Annotated in this window: 10 protein-coding genes; 4 read left to right on the forward strand and 6 right to left on the reverse strand. The window is 35.0% G+C overall.

The features are described 5' to 3' along the window. Positions 1–56 precede the first annotated feature (56 nt). A complete protein-coding gene (locus tag ACT3CE_RS07955) occupies positions 57–8,039 on the reverse strand; it encodes a PKD domain-containing protein (protein ID WP_444709237.1) in 7,983 nt (2,660 codons plus the stop codon). Between the two features lie 325 nt (positions 8,040–8,364). On the opposite strand from ACT3CE_RS07955, the gene ACT3CE_RS07960 reads away from it, so the two are divergent. Further along, positions 8,365–9,426: a PorP/SprF family type IX secretion system membrane protein gene (locus tag ACT3CE_RS07960; RefSeq protein WP_444709238.1), complete on the forward strand. Its 1,062-nt coding sequence runs from the start codon at positions 8,365–8,367 to the stop codon at positions 9,424–9,426. Positions 9,427–9,617: 191 nt separating this feature from the next. On the opposite strand, the gene ACT3CE_RS07965 is transcribed toward ACT3CE_RS07960, so the two are convergent. From ACT3CE_RS07965 to ACT3CE_RS07985, 5 genes are all read right to left on the reverse strand, one after another. Continuing rightward, positions 9,618–12,983 (reverse strand): alpha-amylase family glycosyl hydrolase, encoded by a 3,366-nt coding sequence (locus ACT3CE_RS07965; RefSeq protein WP_444709239.1) that lies wholly within the window; start codon positions 12,981–12,983, stop codon positions 9,618–9,620. A 90-nt stretch (positions 12,984–13,073) separates the two neighbouring features. After that, positions 13,074–14,930: a hypothetical protein gene (locus tag ACT3CE_RS07970; protein WP_444709240.1), complete on the reverse strand. Its 1,857-nt coding sequence runs from the start codon at positions 14,928–14,930 to the stop codon at positions 13,074–13,076. A gap of 98 nt (positions 14,931–15,028) precedes the next feature. Beyond that, complete coding sequence (locus ACT3CE_RS07975; protein ID WP_444709241.1) at positions 15,029–16,072, reverse strand: SusE domain-containing protein; 1,044 nt, start codon at positions 16,070–16,072, stop codon at positions 15,029–15,031. Positions 16,073–16,091: 19 nt separating this feature from the next. After that, on the reverse strand, positions 16,092–17,711 hold the full coding sequence (locus ACT3CE_RS07980) for a RagB/SusD family nutrient uptake outer membrane protein (protein WP_444709242.1): 1,620 nt from the start codon (positions 17,709–17,711) through the stop codon (positions 16,092–16,094). A 13-nt stretch (positions 17,712–17,724) separates the two neighbouring features. Then, complete coding sequence (locus tag ACT3CE_RS07985) at positions 17,725–20,688, reverse strand: SusC/RagA family TonB-linked outer membrane protein (RefSeq protein WP_444709243.1); 2,964 nt, start codon at positions 20,686–20,688, stop codon at positions 17,725–17,727. A 414-nt stretch (positions 20,689–21,102) separates the two neighbouring features. On the opposite strand from ACT3CE_RS07985, the gene ACT3CE_RS07990 reads away from it, so the two are divergent. From ACT3CE_RS07990 to pgmB, 3 genes are all read left to right on the forward strand, one after another. Continuing rightward, positions 21,103–22,137, forward strand: a complete 1,035-nt coding sequence (locus tag ACT3CE_RS07990) for a LacI family DNA-binding transcriptional regulator (RefSeq protein WP_444709680.1) — start codon at positions 21,103–21,105, stop codon at positions 22,135–22,137. Between the two features lie 522 nt (positions 22,138–22,659). Then, complete coding sequence (locus ACT3CE_RS07995) at positions 22,660–24,003, forward strand: MFS transporter (protein ID WP_444709244.1); 1,344 nt, start codon at positions 22,660–22,662, stop codon at positions 24,001–24,003. 19 nt (positions 24,004–24,022) lie between these two features. Next, positions 24,023–24,679: a beta-phosphoglucomutase gene (pgmB, locus tag ACT3CE_RS08000; RefSeq protein ID WP_444709245.1), complete on the forward strand. Its 657-nt coding sequence runs from the start codon at positions 24,023–24,025 to the stop codon at positions 24,677–24,679. The last annotated feature ends 5 nt before the right edge of the window (positions 24,680–24,684 follow it).

Consider the following 24,684-nt stretch of genomic DNA (forward strand, 5'->3'; position numbering starts at 1 on the left):
GCTGGAATTAAAATTTTATTCCGACTCTCCATTATTTTATTTTGAATTTTAGTAATCTATTGAATTAAGGTAACGGAACCTTCACGGTAATACTTACCATTAATTTTCATTCCCTGCCAGCTTACTCCATTTTTAAATACAGCTCTTATTTTCCAAATATAAACTCCCTGTGGCATAACTTCTCCATCTTTGGTTCCATCCCAACCTTCGGCAGGTCTGCCTTCTTCTATTTTTTCCGATTCCCAGATAAAATTTCCCCAGCTGTCTAATATTTCTATATGGTACTTAAATAATCCAATTCCTTTTGGTAAAAATAAACTAACCTGAGGATCTGGATTACCAGGATTAAAAGCATTAGGAACAAACAAGCCACTCATTAAATCTACCTCCACAGTTTTGGTAATAGAATCTTTACAAGAATATGGCGATTCGGTAAATAAAGTGACATAAAAATCGCCGTTATTAGTGTATTTATGAACAGGACTTTTTTCATAAGATGAATTTAAATCGTCAAAATCCCATTTGTAATTGCACCATTGTTCTGCAATCCAATCATCATTAAACTCATCGCTTAAATTATTAAATTGTACTGTTCCATTATTAGGTAGTGTTTCTCCTTCGTCTATTTCAACACCCTCGGGAAGAGTATTGATATTTTCCCACGAAAAATCGGCAACTGGAATAGGATAAATTTTAATTGCTTTTTTTTCGAGGATACTATCAGCACAATTTCCTTCTCCCACAGTTTTTAAGTGCAAATTGTATTGTCCGTAACTGGTAAAAATATGGCTTGCACTTTTGCCTTCTGTTGTAAATCCATCGCTAAATTCCCAATAGGTTTGTAGTGAATTTTCCGATAAGTCCTGAAATTCAATCACTTCTCCTTCGCAGGTAGTTTTAGAAATAATTTGATAGGCAGGAATAGGCTTTTTATAAATATTAAATTCGAGAACAGATGTATCGGCACAAAGGAATTGATTTTCGGCTATCAGACTAATTGAAAAATCTCCATAGTCATTAAAAGTTTCCTCTGTAGGATTTGTTGCATTACTAATTGTTCCATTGTCAAAATCCCAGGTATATGAATTTAATTCTTTATTTGCAGTAGTATTTGTTACAGCTAAGCTGAAGGGAGCACTACAAGCTGTTTTGTTAGAAATACTAAACTCGGCAATAGGTGTTGGGTGTACCAAAACATTCATTGTTATGGTGTCCAGACAGCCCTCTTCTGTTTCAGTAATAAGAGAAACTTCATAATCTCCCGTGCTAAAAGTATGTTCAGGGTTTTCTTTTGTGCTTTTTGCCCCATCATTAAAATTCCATTGGTAAAAATCAGAATCAGCCGAATTGTTTGTGAAGCTTACATTAAGAGGTTCACATCCTTCTATATTGCTGATTGCAAATTCTGCTTTAGGCTTTTTATTAATTTCAATTTTTTTACTTACTGATTTTTCACATCCATTATCTAAGTAAATAGCCGATAATTGAATAGTGAAAATTTGGGCAGAAGTATACTTGTGCGTGATTTCGGCTCCGGTTTTAGAGTTTCCATCTCCCATGTCCCAGGTAAAATTGGTAAACATGCTTTTTGTGTCTTCGCTTACCGAAAGATATACCTGCTCCTGATCGCATAGATTATCCATTTTAATTTCAAAGTCGATTTCGGGAGCCGAAACAACAGTTATTTTTTGTGTTGTAATATCGCTTGCACAAGTGTCGTGAACACTAAGTTGTACTTCGTAAACACCCGCTTTTTCGAAGGTGTGATAAACGGTTTCTCCTTTTGTATCTCTAATGTCAACTTCTCCGTTTTCAAAAATCCAGTCCGATTCCAAATAATCTCCAGCACCTTTCGATAGGTTTTCAAATGCTACCGTAAGAGGTGCGCATCCTTCCATTTGATCGGCCTTAAATACAGCAACTGCTGTGTTAGGAAATACCGTCATATTTTTTGTAATGCTTCTATCGCCACATTCATTACTTGCAGTAAGGTTAATTGGATATATTGTTTTTGTATCTCCGGTAAAGAAAGTATGCTCGAAAGGGCGTTCAATATCTTTAGATTCGTACTCATAAGTTTCGTCGTCACCAAAATCAAAAGAATATTTATCGGGTAAACCTTTCGAGTAGTTATAAATACTACGAACAACCGGAGAGCAGCCATAGGAAGTAGGTAGAATTTCGAATGCCGGAATTGGTAGTGGTTTAACAACTACATAATCGGTAAAACTCGATACTCCTGCTTTATTTTCAATTTTTAGCACTACAGTATAAGTTGTGTCTGCTAGTTTACCAGGTTCGAAAGTAACTGGTTTAGGGCTTTGTTCCAATGAGGTGATTCCGTTACCAAAATCCCAGAAATAGTTTAGGTATTCTCCTTTCGAAGTATTGGTGAACTCTACACTTAAAGGACCACATCCATCGGGTGTTTTTGTGAAACCTGCTTCGGGTTTTCCTATTACTTCAATTGTTGAGCTATAAGAATTAAAACATCCATCTGCCGATTCTGCTTCTAGTAGTACATTAAAAACATTTTCTGTTACGTAAGTATGCGATGGATCGATTTCGGAAGATGTGCTTTCATCGCCAAAATTCCATAAGTAGCTTACTGCATTTGTACTTTCATTTATAAACTTGGTAGGGATATCTATTGCAGCGTAAGTATCATGAGAAAACTTTACTTCGGGTAGCGGATGAATACTTGCAGTTTTCTCTATTGAAGAGGAACAGCCTTTGTTATTGGTAACCGATAAAGTAACAGTATAGTCTTTTAATTCGGTAAACTCATGATCTGTATTTTGCTCTTCAGAAACACTTTCATCACCAAAGTTCCACGACCATTTTTCAATGGAATACATCTTACCATCACTTTTATCAGAAAAAGCAACAGTGCTTTCTATACAGCTTGTTCCTATGCTAAAATCAGCTTCGGGAGTTGGGATAATTGTTAATTCCATTGTGTCTTCGGTATTATCACAATTTGAAAATCCCACAGCTTTTAAGGTAATTTGAATAACTCCTGTCTCGTTTTCGGCAGGAATATAGGTAGGTGTTATAGTATTACTGTTTTGTAAAGATCCTTTACCGTTTGTTTCCCATAAGTATGAACTAACACCATTTATTTCTGCACCTGTTGGGTTTTCGGCACTTTTTTCTTTAATGGTATATTTTCCATTTTCTTCGCAAATTTCATCATCGTTACCAGCAAAAACAAAAGGAGCTTCGATAAACTGTAATTCTAATTCATCGCTGTCTTCTAGTAAACAGGGAGTAAGGCCTTGTACGGTAATGGTAAGTGTTACTTTGCCACTTTCGTAATCTTCTTTGCTTGGCAGATATGTAGGATGTAATTCACTGGCATTGCTAAATGTGCCCGAGCCGCTGGTAGTCCAAAGTATTGTTGAGAATGAGCTGGCAATTGTTGATGTTAAATCATAATTCTTATTAAAGCAGATACTGGCATCATCACCTGCTTTTACTTTAGGAACAGGTACAATTTGTAAAGACATTAAACTAGATTTTTCTATACATGAACCATTGCCTTTTCCTGTTAATTGAAGAGTTACATTTCCAGTTTTACCAGTTTCGGGAGTATAAACTGTTTGAAGAATATTTGCATTCGAAAAAGAACCACCATCCGAGCTTGTCCAAATTAATTCTGATGTATTTTGCTGTGTTGCATTTATTAGTTCATAAGAATCTCCCTCGCAAATCTTATCATCGGCTCCAGCGTTTATTTCTGGGGCTGGAGTAATTTTTAGAGTCATTATATCTTTGGCAAATTCGTTACAAGGACTAATCGAATTGGCTTTAATTGAAATATTAACTTCACCATTTATTTTATCATTATCTCCAGGAATGTAAGTTGCCTGTAATCCATCTTGATTGATAAAGTCTCCGTCTCCCGAAGAGTTGTATTCAATGCTCGACCACGATTTTGCATTAATTTGCCCCATTTCACTACCTATGTTCATTGCATAGGTTTGGTTAGAGCAAACTTCATCGTCATCGCCAGCATCAATAAATGGATGAGGAATGATTGATATTGTGGTAGGAGCGCTTATGGATCCGCATTTTCCGTTTCCTTCGGCAGTAATGCTTATTGTAATGTCGCCGGTTTCGTTTTCGGCAGTTTGATAAGTTGGTGTTAGGTCGTCAGTATTTGTGAGAGTGCCTAGTCCTGAGGTTTTCCATGTATATCCAGGACTGTTATTAACATGGGCATTTTGAATGGTATAATTACCATCTTCGCAAATGCTTGCTTTATCTTCTATGCTTACAGTTGGGGCTGGAGTAATGTCTAGTTCCATTTCATCTTTTGTGAATGAGCAGGAGCCTTCACCATAAGCAATTAGGCTTAAAGTGTATTTGCCAGTGTCATCTTTTCCCGGGTGGTAGGTTGCATTAAGGCTTGTTTCGTTCTCGAAGAAACCATCGGATGAGGATGTTTCCCATTTTAAAGAAGAGCTATTTTGTGTGCTGGCATTTTCCATATTAAAAGATTCTCCCTGACAAATGGCTTTGTTTTCTCCAGTATTAGCTGTTGGCGATTTGGTGATTGTCAGGATCATAGAGTCTGAATGTTCTTCGCTACAAGGAGCTTCAGGTTGAGCTGTTAGAGTCAACTTTACTGATCCATTTGTAATATCGCTTGAGCCTGGAGTATAGTTGGCATTAATATTTTTTGGATTGTCAAAAGTTCCATCTCCTTCACTGGTCCATTCATATTCAGAAGCCGAATATGTGCTAGCTCCTGATTCTCCATCGGAAAGATTGTAAGTTCCATTTGAGCATACCTCACCATCATTTCCGGCATTGGCTTTTACTTTTCCAATTATTGTGATTTGCAGTTCGTCGAAAACATCATCGCAAGATCCTGTAGATGTTGCTGTGAGTGTTAGCGTGTAATTTCCAGTTTCATCAGGATCTGGTTGGTAACTGGTAATTAATTGAGTTGGATCTGAAAAAATTCCTTTACCCGATGTAGTCCATAATACACTGGAGTGATTTTTTGCTGTTGCGCTTAAATTAATTTGACTTGCCTGACATGATGTTATGTCATCGCCGGCTTCTACTACCGGAATATCCGTTAAAGTTAAAATCATTTTATCGGTTGCCGATTGGGAGCAGGCGCCATTGGCTTTGGCTTCTAAGATTAATTCTACACTTCCGTCTTCTAAATCTTTTTTGCTTGGAGTATATGTTGCATTAAGAATTGTATTGTCTGTAAACGTCCCGGTTCCCGAACTAGTCCATGAAATACTACTATAGTTATTTGCTTTAGCCATATCTGCATTGCTTCCGGTTATAATGGTATAGCTCGAAACAGTTTTACACATACTGTCATCGGCTCCGGCATTTGCACTTGGCTTTTTAAATATTTCTACATTTGTAAAATCAGAAATTTCACAAGGAGCCTTGCCTAAGGCTTGTAGTTCCAGATTTACAGATCCATTTTCTATATCTTTACTGCCAGGAGTATAAGTGCCGGTTAAGGCATTTTCGTTAGAAAAAATACCATCTCCATCGCTTAGCCATTTAACAACAGAGCTACTTGAAGTTCCATTTAGGTTAATATCTTCTCCTTCGCAAATTTGACTATCAGCTACAGCCTTTACTGTTGGTTGTTTTACAACTGTAAGGCTAAACGATTCTTGTGTTTCAGCACATGATCCATTACCGAAAGCTGTTAGTGTTAGGATTACTGTTCCAGAAAAATCGGAAGAAGGGGTAAAGCTTGTTTCGTTTGCATTTTTATTTTCAAATGTGCCGGATTTATTTGCAGTCCATTCAACAGAGCTCTCATTTTCAACATTCACACCTTTAATTTCGTAGGTAGAATATTGGCAAATTTTATCAGATGTTTTATCAAAGCTGATTGTTGGTATAGGAGTGATGTTAATGGTTTTTGTACTTATTTCTTCACCACAAGTTCCATTTCCTTGTACTGTTAAAGTCAGTTCTATTGATGATTTAGTATGGTCTTCAGTTCCTAAAGTGTAGGTGGGTTGAAGAATTTTGTCATCAGAAAAAGTACCATCTCCTGTTGTAGTCCATTTAATAGAAAGATAGTCTTTGGCATTTGCATCGTTTATTTCAAATGAAGTATCGCTATTACAAATTGATAAATTAGCTCCAGCATTAACACTTGGTTTGGCTATAATTTCTATTTCTTTTTCAATAGAATTACTACATCCATCGCTCGATGTAACTGTTAGTTTATCGGTAAAAGTGCCCGAAGAGGAAAAGGTGTGTTTACATTCTTGAGTATTGTTTGAAGTTCCATCGCCGAAAGTCCATTGGTAAGATGCCATGTCATCAGGTTGGGCGGTATAGCTAATCTCTTCTTCCTGACAGGCCTGATCAATACGATCGATTACAGGTGTTGGTATTTCGTATATTTCAAATTCAATTTTATCAATTTCAGACCATCCACAATTATTGTGTGCTTGTAAGCTGATACTTGATTTTCCATATTTGTCGAAAGTTATTGCTCCTGGTTCTCTGTTTGTAGAACTTGTAATTGTTCCATTGTTATCGAAGGTCCATTTGTACTCATCAATTTCATTGTCTTCAATTTTAAAAGTTTCTTTTCCGTTATCGGTAAAGCTTGCGGTTGGACTATAGGTATATGTTCCACAATATCCTCCTTCGCTTAAGTCGTCGGGCATGTTTATACTTACAACAGGAACATCCGAAACTTCTACTATGTATTCATAATTCTCGGTACCACAAAGTGAGGTTTTTTCGAGATATACTGTATGTTTACCTGCTTCCTTAAATTTAATTTTTGGGTTTTGGCTATGCTTATCAGTTTCTTCAACAAACTCGTAATCTCCTGATGAAGTTGTCCATGAATATATAGTTTCTTGTATGGCTTCAATTTCCGGATCTTCAGTAGTTGTAAAACTTACAGTTTCATTATCTGCCAGACAGTAAGCGTCGGGAGTGTAGGTTGTTGTGTTTTCGTTTTCGTAGATTGAAATTTCTCCGGTAGTTACTTCAGAACTACTACACGCATTCGCTAAATGAAAAGTTATTTTATAGGTTCCTGTTTCTAAAAATATTATTGATATATCTTCTTTGGAATTTTCATCTCCTTTTTTAAAGTAATATTCGGTTCCCAATTCAGCATTACCTACTTCTGTTCCTTCTTCATATTTTGTTACTATCCATTCGTGATCGGTTGTAGCTTCACAAAAGGCATTATCTAAACCATAGTATGAGTCGTTTTTAAAATAAAAGAGTGTATTGTTTATGCAGCCAGTATGGTTGTCAGTTATGATTTTATTTTCACCATTTATAGATAGATCTAAGTTTAAATTTATATCCTTGGAAATTGTAATGTCATTTACACTTACTCCAAATCCTTTTAAGTTATTCCCATCAATTCTTATTCTAGGGCTTACAGTTGTAGCAAAGTGATCTTCATCACCTTCAAAATCACAAGAAGTTTTTGTATATGTATGATCAATAATGGAAGAGTTGTCAATAATATCATTATAATCCCAAATTATTGGTGTTGAGTCATCTCCAAATGTCCATCGGTATGTTGTTGCTGGAGGATTGTTTTTGTAGTTTTTTAATATAAATACAAATTTTTGTCCAGTACATCCATTATCTCCTTCGATTTTTTCAATTACTGCATCAGGAACAGTATTATAGACTATATACTTATAAGAGTATTTTTTTCCTAAATAGGTAACGGTAATAATTAGGTTAAACTGATCTTGTGTACTATAGGTATGTTTAAGTGGGAATTTCTTTGGTGCAACTGTTTCTGTCGCAGATCCATCACCCCAATCAATTGTATATTCAGAAATATTATTAGCAATTGATTCTTCCGTTAGGTTTTTCAATTCGAATTTAAATTCCAATTTTTCAGCACTAAAATCCCAGTGATAAAAGTACCCATCTTCATCTCCAAAGTCACAGTTTGGTGGATCTTCGGCGTATGCATTAAAACTGGTAAAAAGTGTGAGAAGAATAATTACACTTTTAAGTATTCTTTTTATTTGTTTTGAGTAAAATGGGATCATATTATTAATTACTTTATAGTGATGAGTTAAATTGTTAAATAATAGTTGTATTTCTTTGTATATTGTTAATTGAATAATTGGGTTTGTAAATATTTTTAAAGTGGTAATATTGTGTTTTGTTTAATTAAAACTGATATTAATCAATACAATAACTTTATTAATAAATTTTCGTAAAAATAACGAATTAATACAGTATATCTAATAAAATGCAAGTTCTTATTATTATATTAGATTGTAAAAATTAAAATTAAGCTATTTTTTTTAATTTTTATGCTATATATTTACGCGTTTTTATTTTCGATATTAATCTTTAAAAATATTTAACTTGAGATTTTTTCTAAAATTTGTGTTGTTTACGATTTGGTTGTTTGTTTTGTTTTCAACAAAATTGGTTTTTGCACAGGATTATAAGTTTTCTTTGTTTAATCAAAATCGAACATATTTTAATCCGGCTTTTGCGGGAATGGAGAAAGGCGTAATTACTACGAATTTTATTTACAGAAGGCAATGGCTAAATTTTCCTGGTGAATTTAGTACGAAACATTGTAATGTTGATTGGAAGAGTTATAGTTCTAATGGATTTGGTGTTTTTCTTTTGTCGGATATTGAAGGAGAATCTCTATTAACAACAAATTCTTTTGGGGGACATTATTCCTGGCGAGGTGATTTGGATAAGTATTCGGGTGCTTTTTTTCAGTTGGGATTATCGGCGAGTTATAACGAAAAAAAAATAGATATTAGTAGGTTGACATTTAGCGATCAGTTGGATGAAATTTATGGTAAAATTTATGGCAGTAGTTTTGTAGCCGATCAGAACAAAAGAAATTATATCGATTTTTCGCTAGGAGGATTGGTAAACTTTCGGACCGAAGGAATATTTGGAAATGCAGCTACACATACAATAGGTCTTGCACTTCATCATTTTACTCGCCCTAATGAATCGTTTCAGGGACAAAAAGAGAAACTTCCAATGAGATTTACTTTTCATGTGCAAAGTGAGTATCTAACTAAAATGTATAGTTTTAATCGTAAAAGTAAATTTAGTATTACTCCCTGGTTGTTGTATGAAAAACGAGGAGAAAGTGTATTAAACAGTAAGGCTGCCAATAATTTGAATATTGGTGTCGATTTTGCTTCCGATCCGCTGGTAGGTGGTTTTTCTTATAAGAGTCATTTAAATGAAGGTACTGGAGAGAATTATCATGCTTTGGTTTTTAAGGCAGGAACAAGAATATATGGAAATAATAAAAATATTATATATAAACTGTTTTATGCCTACGAATTATCTATTAATAATTATACTCGTTATACACGCAATTCGCATGAAATAGGTCTCTCGGTCGATATTTTATTTAAACGCAGATACAAATGTATTAATACTTTTTAGTTGGGTATTTCTAAATTTATTTTCTTTCTAAGATGAAATTTCTGTAAATATTTCTGTTTAGTAGACTGATAGAAGTATTTGTTCGGTAAAAATTAGCAGAGTTTGTGGATCGTAAAATATAAATAATCCCGCTATCAAAATGAATTGGTTAGCGGGATTTTTAACTAATCTATAAACTATAAAAAAAACTACTATTGAACTATTATTTTTCGGCTTAATTTAGAGTGGTCTTCCATTTCAAAAACCATTATGTACATTCCTTTCGATAGCTTGCTTAAGTCTATTTCTGCTGATTTGTTTGGTGTATTAAGTGCCATTAGCAATTTACCCGATAAGTCGAATAATTGTAATGATTTCACACCTTTCATATTTTCTATATGAAGAATGTCTCTTACCGGATTTGGATACATACTTAATTCCTGATCCAAGATATCATTAATGCCGGTAGAATAGGCTATTTCGTCGCTGTAATCGCTGTAAACGATATTCCCTTGCAAGGCTACGCCAGTTTGCGCCAAAGGAGTAACCGAGAAACGAACAAAGTTTGCTCTGTCGGCTCTTATTAAAGTATAATTTAGCTCTGTGGCCCCCGAAATGGCTTCTTCGTTTGTTCCGTTTGTATCATCGGCTCGATACCACTGGAATATTGAGTTTCCTTCTGCATCATTTTCTGCATCAGAGTAATCGTATGAAGCCGTTAGAGTTTCATCTTCGCGGAAAATACCACTAATTGAAACATTTGAGGCCGAAGGAGCATTTACAATGGAGACAATTGCGTCGGAATAACTGCTGTAAACAATATTTCCTTGTAATAATTCTCCAGTTTGTGCTACCGGAGTAACTGCGAAACGAATGTATTTGTTTCTGTCATCGGCAGAAAGAGTATAGCTTAAACCTGTAGCATCCGAAATTATTTCTTCGTTTGTTCCGTTTGAATCATCGGCTCTGTACCATTGGTAAATAGATATTCCTTCCAAATCGTCATTAATATCAGAGTAATCGTAAGAAGCTGTAAGTATTTCATCTTCCTGAAATGTTCCACTGATTTTAACATTGCTTGCAACAGGAGCAGCAGCAATATCAGGAGTAGTTAACTGTTTAGTTGTGTAAATATGATATTCTCCTGCTTCCAAATTTATTTTTGCGTTTACATCGCTTACGCTGATTTCCTGTCCACTAAAATAGTCGTACCAGATTCCTGGTTTGCTAAAATTGGGATCTATTTCACCAGCTTCAACATCGAAGTTACCAATCACACGAACATCCATATCTGTATGGTTGATTTCGATTCGTTTTAGGGCCGAACTTGTTATTAGGGTAAAATCGCTCGATTCGAAGGCAATTTCCTCTTTCTTTAGTTTAATAAGAGCAGCATAAACTTCATATAATTTTTTTCTGTCGGAATTATTCTGATATTCCCAAAGAACTGGTTTTTTGCTGGTTCTTCCTCCTTCATCAATGGATATGTCGTAGCCTAATTCTCCAAACTGCCACACCATTTTGGGGCCGGGAATGGTGAAGAAAAATGCAGCAGCTTCTTCCATTCTCAATAAAGCGGTGCTTACATCTTTGGTATTATAATCTCCAGAAGAATTTCCATAGGTAAGGTTTTTATACATCAGGCGTTCTTCGTCGTGACTTTCCATATAATTTACTACTTGGGGAGCATCCCAACCACGTTGCTTCCACGAAGTCCAGCTTAGATCCGATTTGCCACTTTCGTTGTAACCCATTGTGGCTTCGTTGTAATTTCCATTCGCATTTCCCCACAATAAAATACCATGGTTAGCAAGCTCTGTTTCTTCGCTATTATCAGCAAGATGTTCGAAAATTACCACAGCATCCGATTTTACATTCCAAATTTCGTCGCTCATGCGCTTTAGAATCCGAATTCTGTTGGCATCGTAATCGCTTCCCCACGAAGAAGTGCCATAAGATGTATTTGAAAAACCTTTTGTAAAATCGAAACGGAATCCATCAATGTGATATTCGTTTATCCAGTAGGCGTTAATTCTATCTACTAGTTTTTGAGTGGCTTCACTTTCGTGATTGATGTCATATCCCCATTGGGCATCGGGATTTTGAAAGTTACTGGTAACATTATACCAAGGATTGTCAGTTGTAGGATTTGTTCCATCGAAATACATTCTTAAGAAAGGAGATTGGCCAAAGGTATGATTTAAAACCATATCCATAAATACAGCAATTCCTCTTTTGTGGCATTCATTTATAAAATTTTTGTAATCATCTTTTGTTCCATAAGCTTTATCAGGAGCAAAATAAAATGCCGGATTGTATCCCCATGAATCGTTGCCATCAAATTCATTAAAAGGCATTAATTCAATTGTATTTACACCTAAGCGTTGTAAATAATCTAAAGTATCTGTAACTGTTTTTATGTTTCCAGCATCGGTAAAATCGCGTATAAGTAATTCGTAAATAACAAGATCTTCTTTGGCAGGCATTGTAAATTGTGAATCGGTCCAGTTGTATTGGTTTTGTCCGGTTTGGAAAACACTTGCAATTTCTGTTGTTTTATCAGAAGGGTAGGCGATTAAGTTCGGATAGGTTGAATCCGAAATATACTCATCATTCCATGGATCCAAAATTTTATCGGCATAAGGATCTGCAATTTTTATATTACCATCAATAACATACTGAAAAATATATTCTTTTCCTACAGTTAGGTTATCGAGAGTTAGCCAGTAATAATCACCATCTTTTTTCATAAGATAGGTGTCGTCAATTTCCCAGTTGTTAAAATCGCCTGTAACATAAGCGTAATCTTTGTTGGGTGCGTACATTGCCAAAGTCACAGTATTGTCATCGATATAATTAATACCTTCTATAATACCTTCGGGCATGTCTTCTACTATTACATCTTCTCTAATGTAGAAATCGATGGTATCGCGCGCTTCTTCGCCACCGTATGTTGCTACGGCTATGAGTTTATGATCTCCTAAAATATTGCTTTGTATTGTAGTACTAATTTCTTGTTCGGTAGTTGTGTTTTTAACTAAAGTTTCATCAAGATATAAGCTTAAGCTTTCGCTGATATTAGATTTAATATCAACCTGAATAATTTCATTTTTTGCAAATCGCATATTGTTGGCAGGAGAGGAGAAACTAACATTTAAGCCATCTTCGTAAACATCAATTAGAATATCATCGGTTTGTTGGTTTCCATCGGCCGATCTAAAAACAAGTGCAATTTGTTCTACAACTTCTCCTGAAGCAACAGAATAATATTCTGTAATGTTTGGGGTGATTACAAGTGTGTATGTGCCATCGTTATTATTGGTGAGTTTTGGTTGAACCGAATTATCTCCCCAGGTTCCGATTACATGTTGCCATTCGGTGTTTCCTTCGATAATAACTCCAGTATGTGCATATAAATCGGAAGAGAAAGTGCCTAGTCGAGATTCTTTTGAGGAATCGAAATTGATGGTGATCTCTGTATTTACGCTAGGAAACTCGGGAACTGTAGTGATTTGTGCTTTTGCAATTACTGGAATCAGTAATAGAAACGAAAGAATATAAGTGTAAAATTTTTTCATAATTAGCTTTGCTTGAGTCAAATCCGGTTTAGTAAGCTGTGTGTAAAAAAAAGAGCATACCAAAGGCATGCTCTTTTTAAGAAAGAATTATTAGTTTTTAGTAAGTGTAGCTGCTTTAGTTACAGTATTTAAAGTAATAGTGTAGTTTCCAGCTTCTGAAATTGGATAGTTAGCTCCATCTTGAGTTAATGCACTTAAGTCGCCACCAAAGTTAACACCCCAGTCGTCATTAGCTCTGAATTTAAATTCACCAACAGTTAAATCAACAGTTGCAGTGAATACTTCATTTGTAGCATCCCAAGTCATATCTGTGTCAGTATCCCATCCACCAGGAGTAGCATCACCAATTAATCCCCAACGGTTAGCAACATAAGTGTATTCATGAGGAGTACTTAGGTCAAGAGCAATTTCGTAGTCTGCTTCAACTTCATTTACCATATTTGAACCATCCTGAGATAGATAAGTATCTCCTTCGTTTAGACCGACATTAATTGGCCAGTTATTGTTAGCTCTGAATTTATACTCTCCAGCAGTTAGGTGCATGTTTCCTCTCCAGGTTTGTGTTGTTGGATCGAAAGTTAAGTCGGTATCAGGACCCCACCCGCCAGGAGTAGCATCACCAATAATTGCCCACTCTGTAGCAACAGCAGTATAGCTAATTGGAGAATTAGATAGATTAACATTTACTTTATAATATCCGGCAGGAGAGTGGAAGTTGCCACCAGTAATATCTAATTCACCCTCATTTGCACCAGCACCGTAATTTGTTGGATCATTCCATTTAGGAAGACCAGTAAATTTCCATTGGTTATCAACATTAGCCATATATACAAATCCTTCAAGTATAGTTGGATTGTCGGTAGTGTTTTTCACAATAGGAGAATTAGCTGGATCCCAGTTATTATACGTTGATCCAGGATAACTATCAGCAACGTAATCGCCAGGTAAGTACCAGGTAGTGATATCTGCTATGGTTGAGAATTCGATATTATCACCATAAGCTGTTCCTTCGCTATTAGTAGCAAAAGCTCTTACAAAGTAAGTAGTTCCTGAAGCAAGCCCAGAAAGAGCTGCTGTCATAGTTCCTGTAGTGTTTTCAGCATCTGAAATTTTAGTGTCAGCAGTAGTTGGATTTTCAGCCATTGCATATACAAAACCTCTTTCGGTAATATCAACACCACCAGTTACAATTACATTACCATATACGTTTGCTTCTGTTTTTGTTACATCTCTTACACTATCGGTTGTAAGTACCGCAACACCATTGCTAGTTGTAAAACTCACTTCTTCACTATATTCAGTTCCAATAGAGTTAGTTGCATAAGCACGGGCGTAATAGGTTGTTGCAGGTAATAAGCCTTTTAAATCAGCTGTAAACTCACCTATATCGCTTCCGTTTAAAGTTGTGTCATTTTCAATAGTTGGAAGAGTTTCCATGTTCCAACACACACCTTTTGCGGTCACTTCTGCTTTTCCATCGTAAGGAATATTGGCAGTTATTTGAGCAAAAATATCAGTAATACTACTTGCTTCGTTAATAGTTACAGTGGCAAGGTTGGCAAGAGTTGAAAATGTTTCGTCTTCTCCATAAATTATGGAACCATCAGTCATAATTGCATAAGCTCTGTAGTGGTAGGTTGTTAAATGTTCCAAACCTTCTACTGTTACCCAGTAAACTGCTTTGTCGATTTTTTCAGCAGGATTTCTATTGTCATAAATAGTTGGATTTTCTGCAGTAGCAACAGCTACACCATACTCAATAATGCCATCGCTTTCGGCTACTACCATTCCGCTTATTTCAACAGAAGTAGAAGTAATTCCGTCGTTTTGCCAGGTAGCCATTTCGGCATCTAATTTAACCAGGTCATCTTTATCGCAACCGGCAAATACTAAAAGTAAAGCCGAGAGAGTAAGACCTATTAATTTGGTAAATATATTTTTTTTCATACTTAAATGTTTAGTACTAATATGATTAATATTTTGAATAAAATAGATAATATATTAGGGGTGCAATGTGTAATGGCACCCCTTAATTTATTCATGTATTAATTTTTAACAACAGTTGCTACTGATCCATTAATGTCTAGTTTAATGGTATAGTTACCAGCTCCGTCAGATACAGGAATATTTTTACCACCCTGACTTAACTGAACTGTCATGTTATCATCATCATAGTTGTCAGCGCTACCGTCGGCTGTTCCGTTACCACCAAGATTCCATGCCCATCCGTCGTTTAATCTGAATTTGAAATTACCATCAGTTAAATCGATAGTAATATCCCAGGTACGATCAGCTAAGTTGTAATCCATTTTAGAATCCGGAGCATTCCAACCATTTGGAGTTGCATCACCAACAAGACCAATGTTATATGCTTCCATAGTATAGGAAAGATCATTGGTATTAGCAGTGAAACTATACCAGCCAGCATCAGCAACTGTAATTGCAGAGCCATCTACGGCAAGACCACTAGTTCCGGCTCCGTAAGTAATTGCATTATCAGGATCATGCAAAGTAAATGCATCACCAGCATCAAATTTCACATATCCTTCGTAAATGCCATCGCTACCTGGCGATTGGATTTTTTGTGTATCTTTTCCGTCAATTAGTACATCCAGACGAAGTAAACCAAATATGGTTATATTACCATTTACTGTTTCTGAGTTGTATACAAAGTCGTCAACTCCGAGTCCGGCATCAGCTTCGAGTACGCATCTTATTCTAAAATCGACAGAAGTTGTTACATCTTCCGGAAAACCGTTTAGTAAAATTGAATTTAGCTCGTTTACAGTTAATTCAATATTATTGCAAGTTACACCGTTGTAAATTTGAGTAACAGTTTCGAAATTATTTCCTGCTGGACATGCTTCAAGAAAATAAGTTGCAGATGCGTTAAATCCAGGATCAACAGGAGTACATTCAAAAACTACGTTATCAGTACCATTGGCTCTTACTAAAGTTAAATCGGGTAAAGTAAGAGTAGGAGCTATTACGTTATCGCTTAATACCAGTTGGTCTCCGTCTTCATCACAACTTGTGAAGAAGCCTAAAACTCCAACTAATGCGAATAAGTATATATAGTATTTTTTCATTTTTTAATATTTTAAACGATTAATAACCATCATTTTGCTTAATGTTAGGATTAGATGATATTTCATCACCTGGGATTGGGAAGATATTCAAATGGCTACTAGTACTTGTTCCATCATGAGTTCCACCTTTCCATTGCCATACATAGTCTCCTCCTGTAAATTTACCAAAGCGGATAAGGTCAGTACGTCTTTGTCCTTCATAGTAAAATTCTCTTGCTCTTTCATCTAAGATAAAATCAGCATCTACATCAGCATCAGTAATATTTCCACTGGTATCTCCATAGGCTCTTTCGCGAATTATATTGATATCAGCAACAGCAGCTCCTGCACCTTCGATGTGAAATAAAGCTTCAGCTCTCATTAAATAAGCATCTGCCAAACGGAATACAGGAAAATCTGTAGAAGCAAAAGTTGGATTATAGTTGTCTGCTTGTGTACCGTCGTGATTTTTAGCAGTAAACTTATAAACACCTACACCATAGGCTCCACTAGAAGAAGGAGTTGGAATATCAATTTGCTGTTTTTGACTCAAGTAGATTCTTTTATCAGGAGCTTGTTCAAACAAACGATCTGTAGATGGAACAGGAACATTTCCGTAAACAGCAATTGTATCAACTAAAATGTTCAGTAAATCTTTTCTTGCTCTGTTACCATTCCAGTTGGTATTGGATGTTAAACCATGAAATGTTTCAGCAGGAATATAGTCTGCATCACTTGAAGATTCAATAATAAATGTGATTCCTCCGTTTCCTTGAGTATTAACACCATCTTCAGCAAAAGCAAAAATCATTTCGTTGTTTCCATGATCACGATCATTATCGGCACTAAAGTTTTGTCTGTAATCATCAGCTAAAGAGTAAGCAGGACTTGCAATTACTTTATCGCAATAAGTTTTACATTCAGCCCACTGTGCTGTTCCAGTATATACTTCAGCATTTAAATAAATTTTAGCAAGTAGCATCCAACAAGTACCTTTATCTGCCTGAGGATAATTAGATCCTGGTTCTCCTAGGTCTGGTTCAATAGCTTTTAATTCGTCAATAATAAACTTAAATAAGTCAGCTCTTTGAATTTGCTCTGGAGAATATTTACCAACACCATCTTTTTCAGTTGTAAATGGAGGATTTGCAAATAAATCCATTTGCCAGTAGTAAGCAAGAGCTCTTAAGAATCTTGCTTCTGCGCGGTATCTAATAATATCAGCATCAGTACTACCTGCAGTAACATTTAAAAAGTCGTTAGCATAAGTTATACTTAAACTTAAACGTTGATATACTGCAGTTAAAAAAGGGTTTTGAGCACTCCATGTTTGAGTATTTAAATCAGCAATACCAACATCACCCCAAGCGCATATACCTTCATCAGTGGTAATTGTTTGTAGATTCCAAAGTGCTCTCATGGTAATAAAGAAGCCATCATCACTCGATGAAATATCTGCGTCTCCATCAGCTTGACCAGAAATTATAAAGCTGGCATATATTTTAGCTAATGTTTGTTCCATATAGACTGGATCGTCTCCAAGGTTTCCCGATAATATTTGATTTGGGTCTATTGGAGTTACATCTAGGTCATCTGTACATGATGTGTATGCCAGTACAGAAACTAGAAAACCGAATATTATATATATATTTTTCTTCATCTGTTGTTGTGTTTTAGAAATTTAGATTTACACCTAATGTAAATGTACGAGGTCTAGGATAAAAGTTATTGTCAATACCTCCGTCAACTTCTGGATCTAGTCCACTATAATTTGTAATTGTGAATACATTTTGAACAGTGAAGCTAAGTCTTGCATCAATTCCTTTTCCTGCAATATCCTGGAAAGAATAACCTGCACTGATATTATCCATTTTAAGAAATGATGCATTTTCAACAAAATAATCTGAAGTAAACTGTCGTTTTACAAAATTTGTTTCACTCAAATAGGTTGGCATATTTTTCCAATATCCAATTTGTTGCATTTGATCATATGATGCTCCAGAAGCAACTTGATTCATTACGTAGTTATCGATGTTTGCTCTTAATGAGGTTGACATATCGAAGTTTTTGTAATTAAATCTTGCTGAAAATCCTAAGATATATTTAGGGGTAGGACTGTGGTATATATACTTGTTAGCATTGTCACCATTAATTACTCCTCCATTGCCGGCAATATCTTCATATAGTCCTTCAACCGGATTACCATCTGTATCGTAAATTTGTTTGTTAACAAAGAAAGAATAAGATTCTTCACCAACTCTAGTAATTTGAGTTGTTCCAGTCATACCACTACCATAAGTTAATCCGATATAATTAGGATCATCATTTAATAGTAATTTGGTTACTTCTTGCTCGTTATGAGTGAAGTTGAAACCAATATTTAATGACATATCTGGTGTTGAAATTGGTACAGCATTAATATTGATTTCGATACCTTTATTTTCAAGACTACCAACATTAGTTAATAATCTATTCGAGAAGTTACTACCACTAGGAATAGTTACTTCATTCAAAAGGTCTTCTGTTTCACGGAAATAATATTCAATCGATCCGCTAATTCTATTATTTAAGAAACCGAAATCTAAACCAATATTTTGAGTTGTTGTTTCTTCCCATTTAATGTCAGGATCATAAGTATTAGGTCTTAAAGTAGGAGAATATACTCCATCAATAGGATAATAATAGCCTTGTCGTGATGTTGTATATTTTGATTGAGCAGGATAGTCATCACCAACATCTTGTTGACCCGTTTTACCCCATCCTAATCTAAGTTTTAAATTAGAAAGAGCCCCTATTCCTTTCATAAATGACTCTTCGTGAATTTTCCATGCAAAAGCTGCAGAAGGAAAAAATCCCCATTTGTTATCGTCTATAAAACGAGATGAACCATCGTAACGGAACGTACCTGTTAAAAGGTATTTATTTTTAAAGGCATAGTTTAAACGACCAAAAAATGATACTAGATAGTTTTCTGTTTTGAATTCAGACTGATTATCTATTTGTAATGGGTGATCAGCATCTTCAACAGATCTAGTGTAATCAGTTCCTTCTCTTTCAAAATGTTGCCATGAATATCCACCAGTAACATCAATTCTGTTATCTGAATTGAACTCTTTTTTATAGTTTAAGTAAAAATCAAGAAGATTATTTCTGTTTTCTGCAGTGTAATCGCTTAATTTCCCCCAAGCTGATGGTACAAGTGTTGAAGGTGAGGTAGTTGGGCGATTGTTTTGACCATCACTTTCAGTATAGTCTGTTGCTAAATTTAAATTAGCTTGTAATCCATCAACGAATGGGAATGTGTAATTTAATTTGGCATTAGCAACAATTCTATAAACATCTGATTTGTTGTTTACAGCTTTTGCTTGTTCAACAGGATTTGGAGTACCTAGGTTAGCACCATAGTTTTGCCATTGGTAGTAACCATCAGATTCAACGTTACCATCGTATACAGGTTGAGTTGGGTCCATTGAAATTGCAGAGCCAATTGCTCCATCATCACCAAAATTATTATTGGTCATCATGAATTTAGCATTCATATCTACCTTTAAAGACTTGTCAAAAAATGTAGGACTTAAATTTAATGATCCCGAATATCTTTGCATGTCAGTATTTTCAAGAATACCATTCTGATCTGTGTAACCTAATGAAACACGATAAGGAACGTTTTTTTCTGATCCAGAAAATGCAAGGTTATGATTGTGTGAAACTGAAGTTCTGAAAATTTCATCTTGCCAATCCGTATTTTCAGTACCTAGTTTTTCATAGTTTAATGGATCGTAAAGACCTCTGTTTTCGTTTGCAATTTGTCTTAGCTGATCACCAGAGTAAACATTAACGTAATCTTCGGGTGTAGAAACTGAGAAATTAGCACTATAGTTAACTTTCATTTTTCCTTTTGCACCTTTTTTAGTGTTGATAATAATTACACCATTAGAAGCACGAGAACCATAAATTGCTGTTGCAGATGCATCTTTAAGTACAGTAAATGTTTCAATATCATTAGGATTGATAAAAGAAAGAGCATTTGAACTACCACTTACATTGTTTCCAACGCTTTCTATTGGCATTCCATCTACAATAATTAAAGGATCATTTGAAGCGTTTAATGAAGAACCACCACGAATACGTATTGTTGATCCGCTTCCAGGAGCTCCACCTGTTGAGGTGATAACAACACCAGAAGATTTACCTACCAAAAGATCTTGAGGAGAAGTAATATTTCCTTTGTTAAAATCTTTGGAAGAAACACTTGTTACGGAACCAGTTTTATCTTCTTTTTTAACTGTACCATAACCAATTACAACAACCTCGGAAAGGTTTTCGGTTTCGACACTTAAAATCACATTGATTTGAGATTGCTCTCCAACAATAATTTCCTGAGTTCTGTAACCAACAAAAGAATATACTATTGTAGAATTTGCATCTACATTTAATGTATATCTTCCATCAATGTCTGTTGTTGTTCCTATAGTAGTACCCTTTATAACTACGGAAACGCCGGGAATACCCATGCTATCGTTTGCATCGGTAACTGTTCCGCTAATTACTTTTTCCTGTGCCTGTATTATGGTAAAAGAAAATACCATAACAAGCATGAGAAGCAGTCTTCTTAGCATACTAATGTTAAGTTCCATAAAATAGAAATTTAAGATAATTATAAATTAGTTAATTAGGAAAGATAGTTAAAAAAAAGAAAGAAAAATATGAACTCAAGTTTCCGACTAATAAGCTTCCATTGTTCATCTTTATTCTCAATTATCTAATCCTTAAGTTAGCCTTAGTTTTCTGTTATCAAAGATAAATATTGCCTTTATGATAGTATAAATCATTGATAATTAAGTTTGAATAAATCATCGCAAACGTTACCGCAAACGTTTGATATTTATATATTGACATAATTGAATAATATCGAAATAAAAATGAAATTTGAACTTTCAATTGTTTAATTTTACCTATATTTACAATGGTTGTCATAACTTTTAAATTTGTGCATTAAAGCGAATTAATACTTTGATAACATTGAAGTTGTATGAACTCTGGAAATATTAATTTATAGAAATTTTATGAGAAGCGGTCAGGTTACCATTAAAGACATCGCAAAAGAATTGGGGATATCAGCCTCAACAGTTTCAAGAGCCTTAAAAGATCATCCCGATATAAGTTCAAAAACAAAATTAGCTGTTAATCAACTTGCTAAAGAATGGCACTATAAACCCAATGCTGTAGCCTTAAGTTTACGCCATAGTAAAACAAATATTATTGGTGTTATTGTTCCCGAAATTGTTCATCACTTTTTTTCATCAGTAATTAGCGGAATAGAAAAGATTGCGCATGATGCAGGATATAATGTTATGATGTTTCAGTCGAATGAATCTTATGAACGGGAAGTAGCTAATGTACAAGCTTTACTTGCCAGTAGAGTTGATGGCGTTTTGGTTTCCATGTCGAAAGAAACGAAAGACTATAGTCATTTTAAAGAATTGAAAGACAATGGTATTCCAATTGTATTTTTTGATAGAGTTTGTAATGAGCTTTCCTCGGATAATGTAATTGTAGATGATTTTGCTGGTGCATTTGCAGCAGTAGAGCATTTAATAAGTATTGGGTGTAAAAGAATTGCACACTTGTCTGCTCCTCAGCACATGTTATTAGGTCAAAATCGACAAAAAGGATATCGACAAGCGCTGCTAAAACACAAACTTCCTATTCACGAGGAGTTAATATTAAAATGTGACAGTTTTGAGGAAGCTATAGCTAAAACACCTGATTTATTGCGATTACCTCAGCCTCCGGATGCTATTTTTGCAGTAAATGAATTAACAGCAGCTGGAGCATTATCGGTAGTAAAAAGAGTAGGTTTTAAAGTTCCCGAAGATATTTCCATAATTGGTTTTACTGATGGTGTTGTGTCCCGAACATCCGATCCTGCATTAACAACATTGGAGCAGCATGGATCGGAGGTTGGATTGCGTGCCTGTGAGTTACTTGTGGGCAGGATTAGTGATGGTGACATGGATTATGAACCAGTAACCAAAGTGGTTAAAACAAATTTAATTGTTCGGGGATCTACGAGAGAGCTGTAAATAAAAAAATGAATATATATAGAGAGAGCTGCCATTGGTAGCTCTTTTTTATGTACTGAAGTAAAAGTTGTAAATAAACAGGTAATATTTAATAAAAATTAGATTTTTTTGCATTTTGTTGCAAACGTTTGTTATGGGTGTTGTATTACTAAAGTAGGGGCTTTTAGAGCTTTTTTTGATTTTTGATTTTTGATGAATTCGTAAATTTTCTCTACTTTTGACCGCAGAGGGAAACCTCTATTCCGACTTAATAAAAAAACTTCCTGGTAAAATATGATCTCATTTCCGGATAGATGAAGGAGATGAAAACGATCAGAATCGATTAAATGTTTGATATAATATTTAATGGTTAGTTGGTTTTAGTACTGTGTTTGGAATCAAACACATTGATTCATGATTATTTCCAGATTTCTTCTTTCCTAATTAATTGTAATTATTTAATGGCATCTTTTGATGTAATTAAAATGATTTTGTGAATTCAAGCGTCTAATATTTTAGACAGAGTATTTAATAATTGATCAGATGAAGAAACAACCTCGTTTAAGCTTTTGGCAAATCTGGAATTTAAGTTTCGGTTTTCTTGGAGTGCAATTTGGTTTTGCATTGCAAAATGCAAACGCAAGTAGAATTTTAACTAGTCTGGGTGCCGACCCTCACGAATTGTCGTTTTTTTGGTTGGTAGCACCTATTATGGGATTAATTGTTCAGCCAGTTGTTGGTGCGGCTAGCGATAAAACCTGGAATAGGTTAGGAAGAAGATCTCCGTATATTTTATTCGGAGCAATTGTTTCTATGTTGGCAATGTTTTTTATGCCAAATGCTCCAATGATTGTAAAAGGCGGTAGTGCATTAATATTTGGTGTTGTAATGTTAGCATTAATGGATGGATCATTTAATGTTACATTTCAGCCTTTTAGAGCTTTGGTTGCCGATATGACCCCAGAGGAACAAAGAAATGTAGGTTATTCGGTGCAAAGTTTTTTAATTAATGTAGGAGCCGTAATAGGATCAGCTTTACCTTTTATATTAACAGCTGCAGGAATCTCTAACGATCCTACAGGTGGTAATGTTGCTCCTTCTGTAATTTGGTCATTTTATATTGGTGGATCTCTTTTATTAATTAGTGTTTTGGTTACCGTATTCAAAACCAAAGAATATCCACCAGAAGAATTTGAAGCCTACAATAACATCACAGAGGAAGATAAATCTTCGAAAGAAAGTTTTTGGACTTTACTAATGAACATGCCAAAAACAATGAAACAATTGTCAATTGTTCAATTGTTTTCGTGGTTCCCGTTATTTTTATTGTGGGTTTACTCAACTACAGCCATTTCGCAACATTATTTTGGTGTGCCCATTGATTTTAATGCTGAAACAGAAACCAACAAGAATATCTTAAGTGCTTTTAATGAGGCAGGAAATTGGGTTGGAATGTGTTTTGCGATGTACAGTTTGGTTGCAGCATTGTTTTCTATTGTAATGCCAAAATTAATAAGCCTTACAAGTCGTAAAACTGTTTATTCCGGCGCTTTGCTTATCGGAGGTTTAGGATTTATTTCTACCATACTTTTCTCTAATCAATATATGTTATTGATTTCGATGATTGGAGTTGGAATTGCATGGGCCGGAATTCTTGCAATGCCTTATACTATTTTATCTGGAGCTTTACCTGCAAAACGTATGGGTATTTATATGGGATTATTCAATTTAACTGTTGTAGTGCCACAAATTTTAAGTGGTGTATTTGGCGGACCTATTCTAAGAAGCTTTTTTGGCGGACAGGGAATTTATATTCTTGTATTTGCAGGAGTTATCATGATTTTAGGATCCATATCTGTACTGTTTGTTAAGCAAACAGAAAATTAAATTTTATTTATATAAACCGATGGGAAAGATAAGTGCATGCATCTTTGATTTAGATGGAGTGGTTGTGGATACGGCAAAGTATCATTACATCGCTTGGAAAAGTTTAGCAAATGAATTAGGATTTGACTTTACCGAAATGGATAATGAGAGACTAAAGGGAGTTAGCAGAATGACATCTTTGGATATCTTATTAGAAATTGGTGGAGTTGAATTAGATGATAAAACAAAGCTTGAACTAGCTGAGAAAAAAAATAAAAACTATGTGGAGTACATTTTAAAAATGACTCCCGATGAAATTCTTCCAGGTGTAAAAGATTTCTTTAATGAACTTAAAACACAGGGAATAAAAATAGCTTTAGGGTCTGCAAGTAAAAATGCCATGACCATATTAAATCAGTTGAAACTGACTGATTATTTTGATGCTGTAGTAGATGGAACGCATGTTAGTAAAGCAAAACCAGATCCGGAAGTATTTCTTAAGGGAGCTGAATTGCTTAATGTTTCTCCATCGGAATGTATTGTTTTTGAAGATGCCGAAGCAGGAGTTGAAGCTGCGGTGAATGGTAATATGAAATGTGTAGGTATTGGTTCGCCAGAGGTACTGGGAAAAGCAAATATTGTTATTCCGGGCTTTGTAGGCTTTACTATGGCTCAATTAAAAACAATAAGTAGTTAATAGCC

Origin of the sequence: Marinifilum sp. RC60d5, from assembly GCF_052400665.1 — a bacterium.
GTDB lineage: Bacteria > Bacteroidota > Bacteroidia > Bacteroidales > Marinifilaceae > JBQTGK01.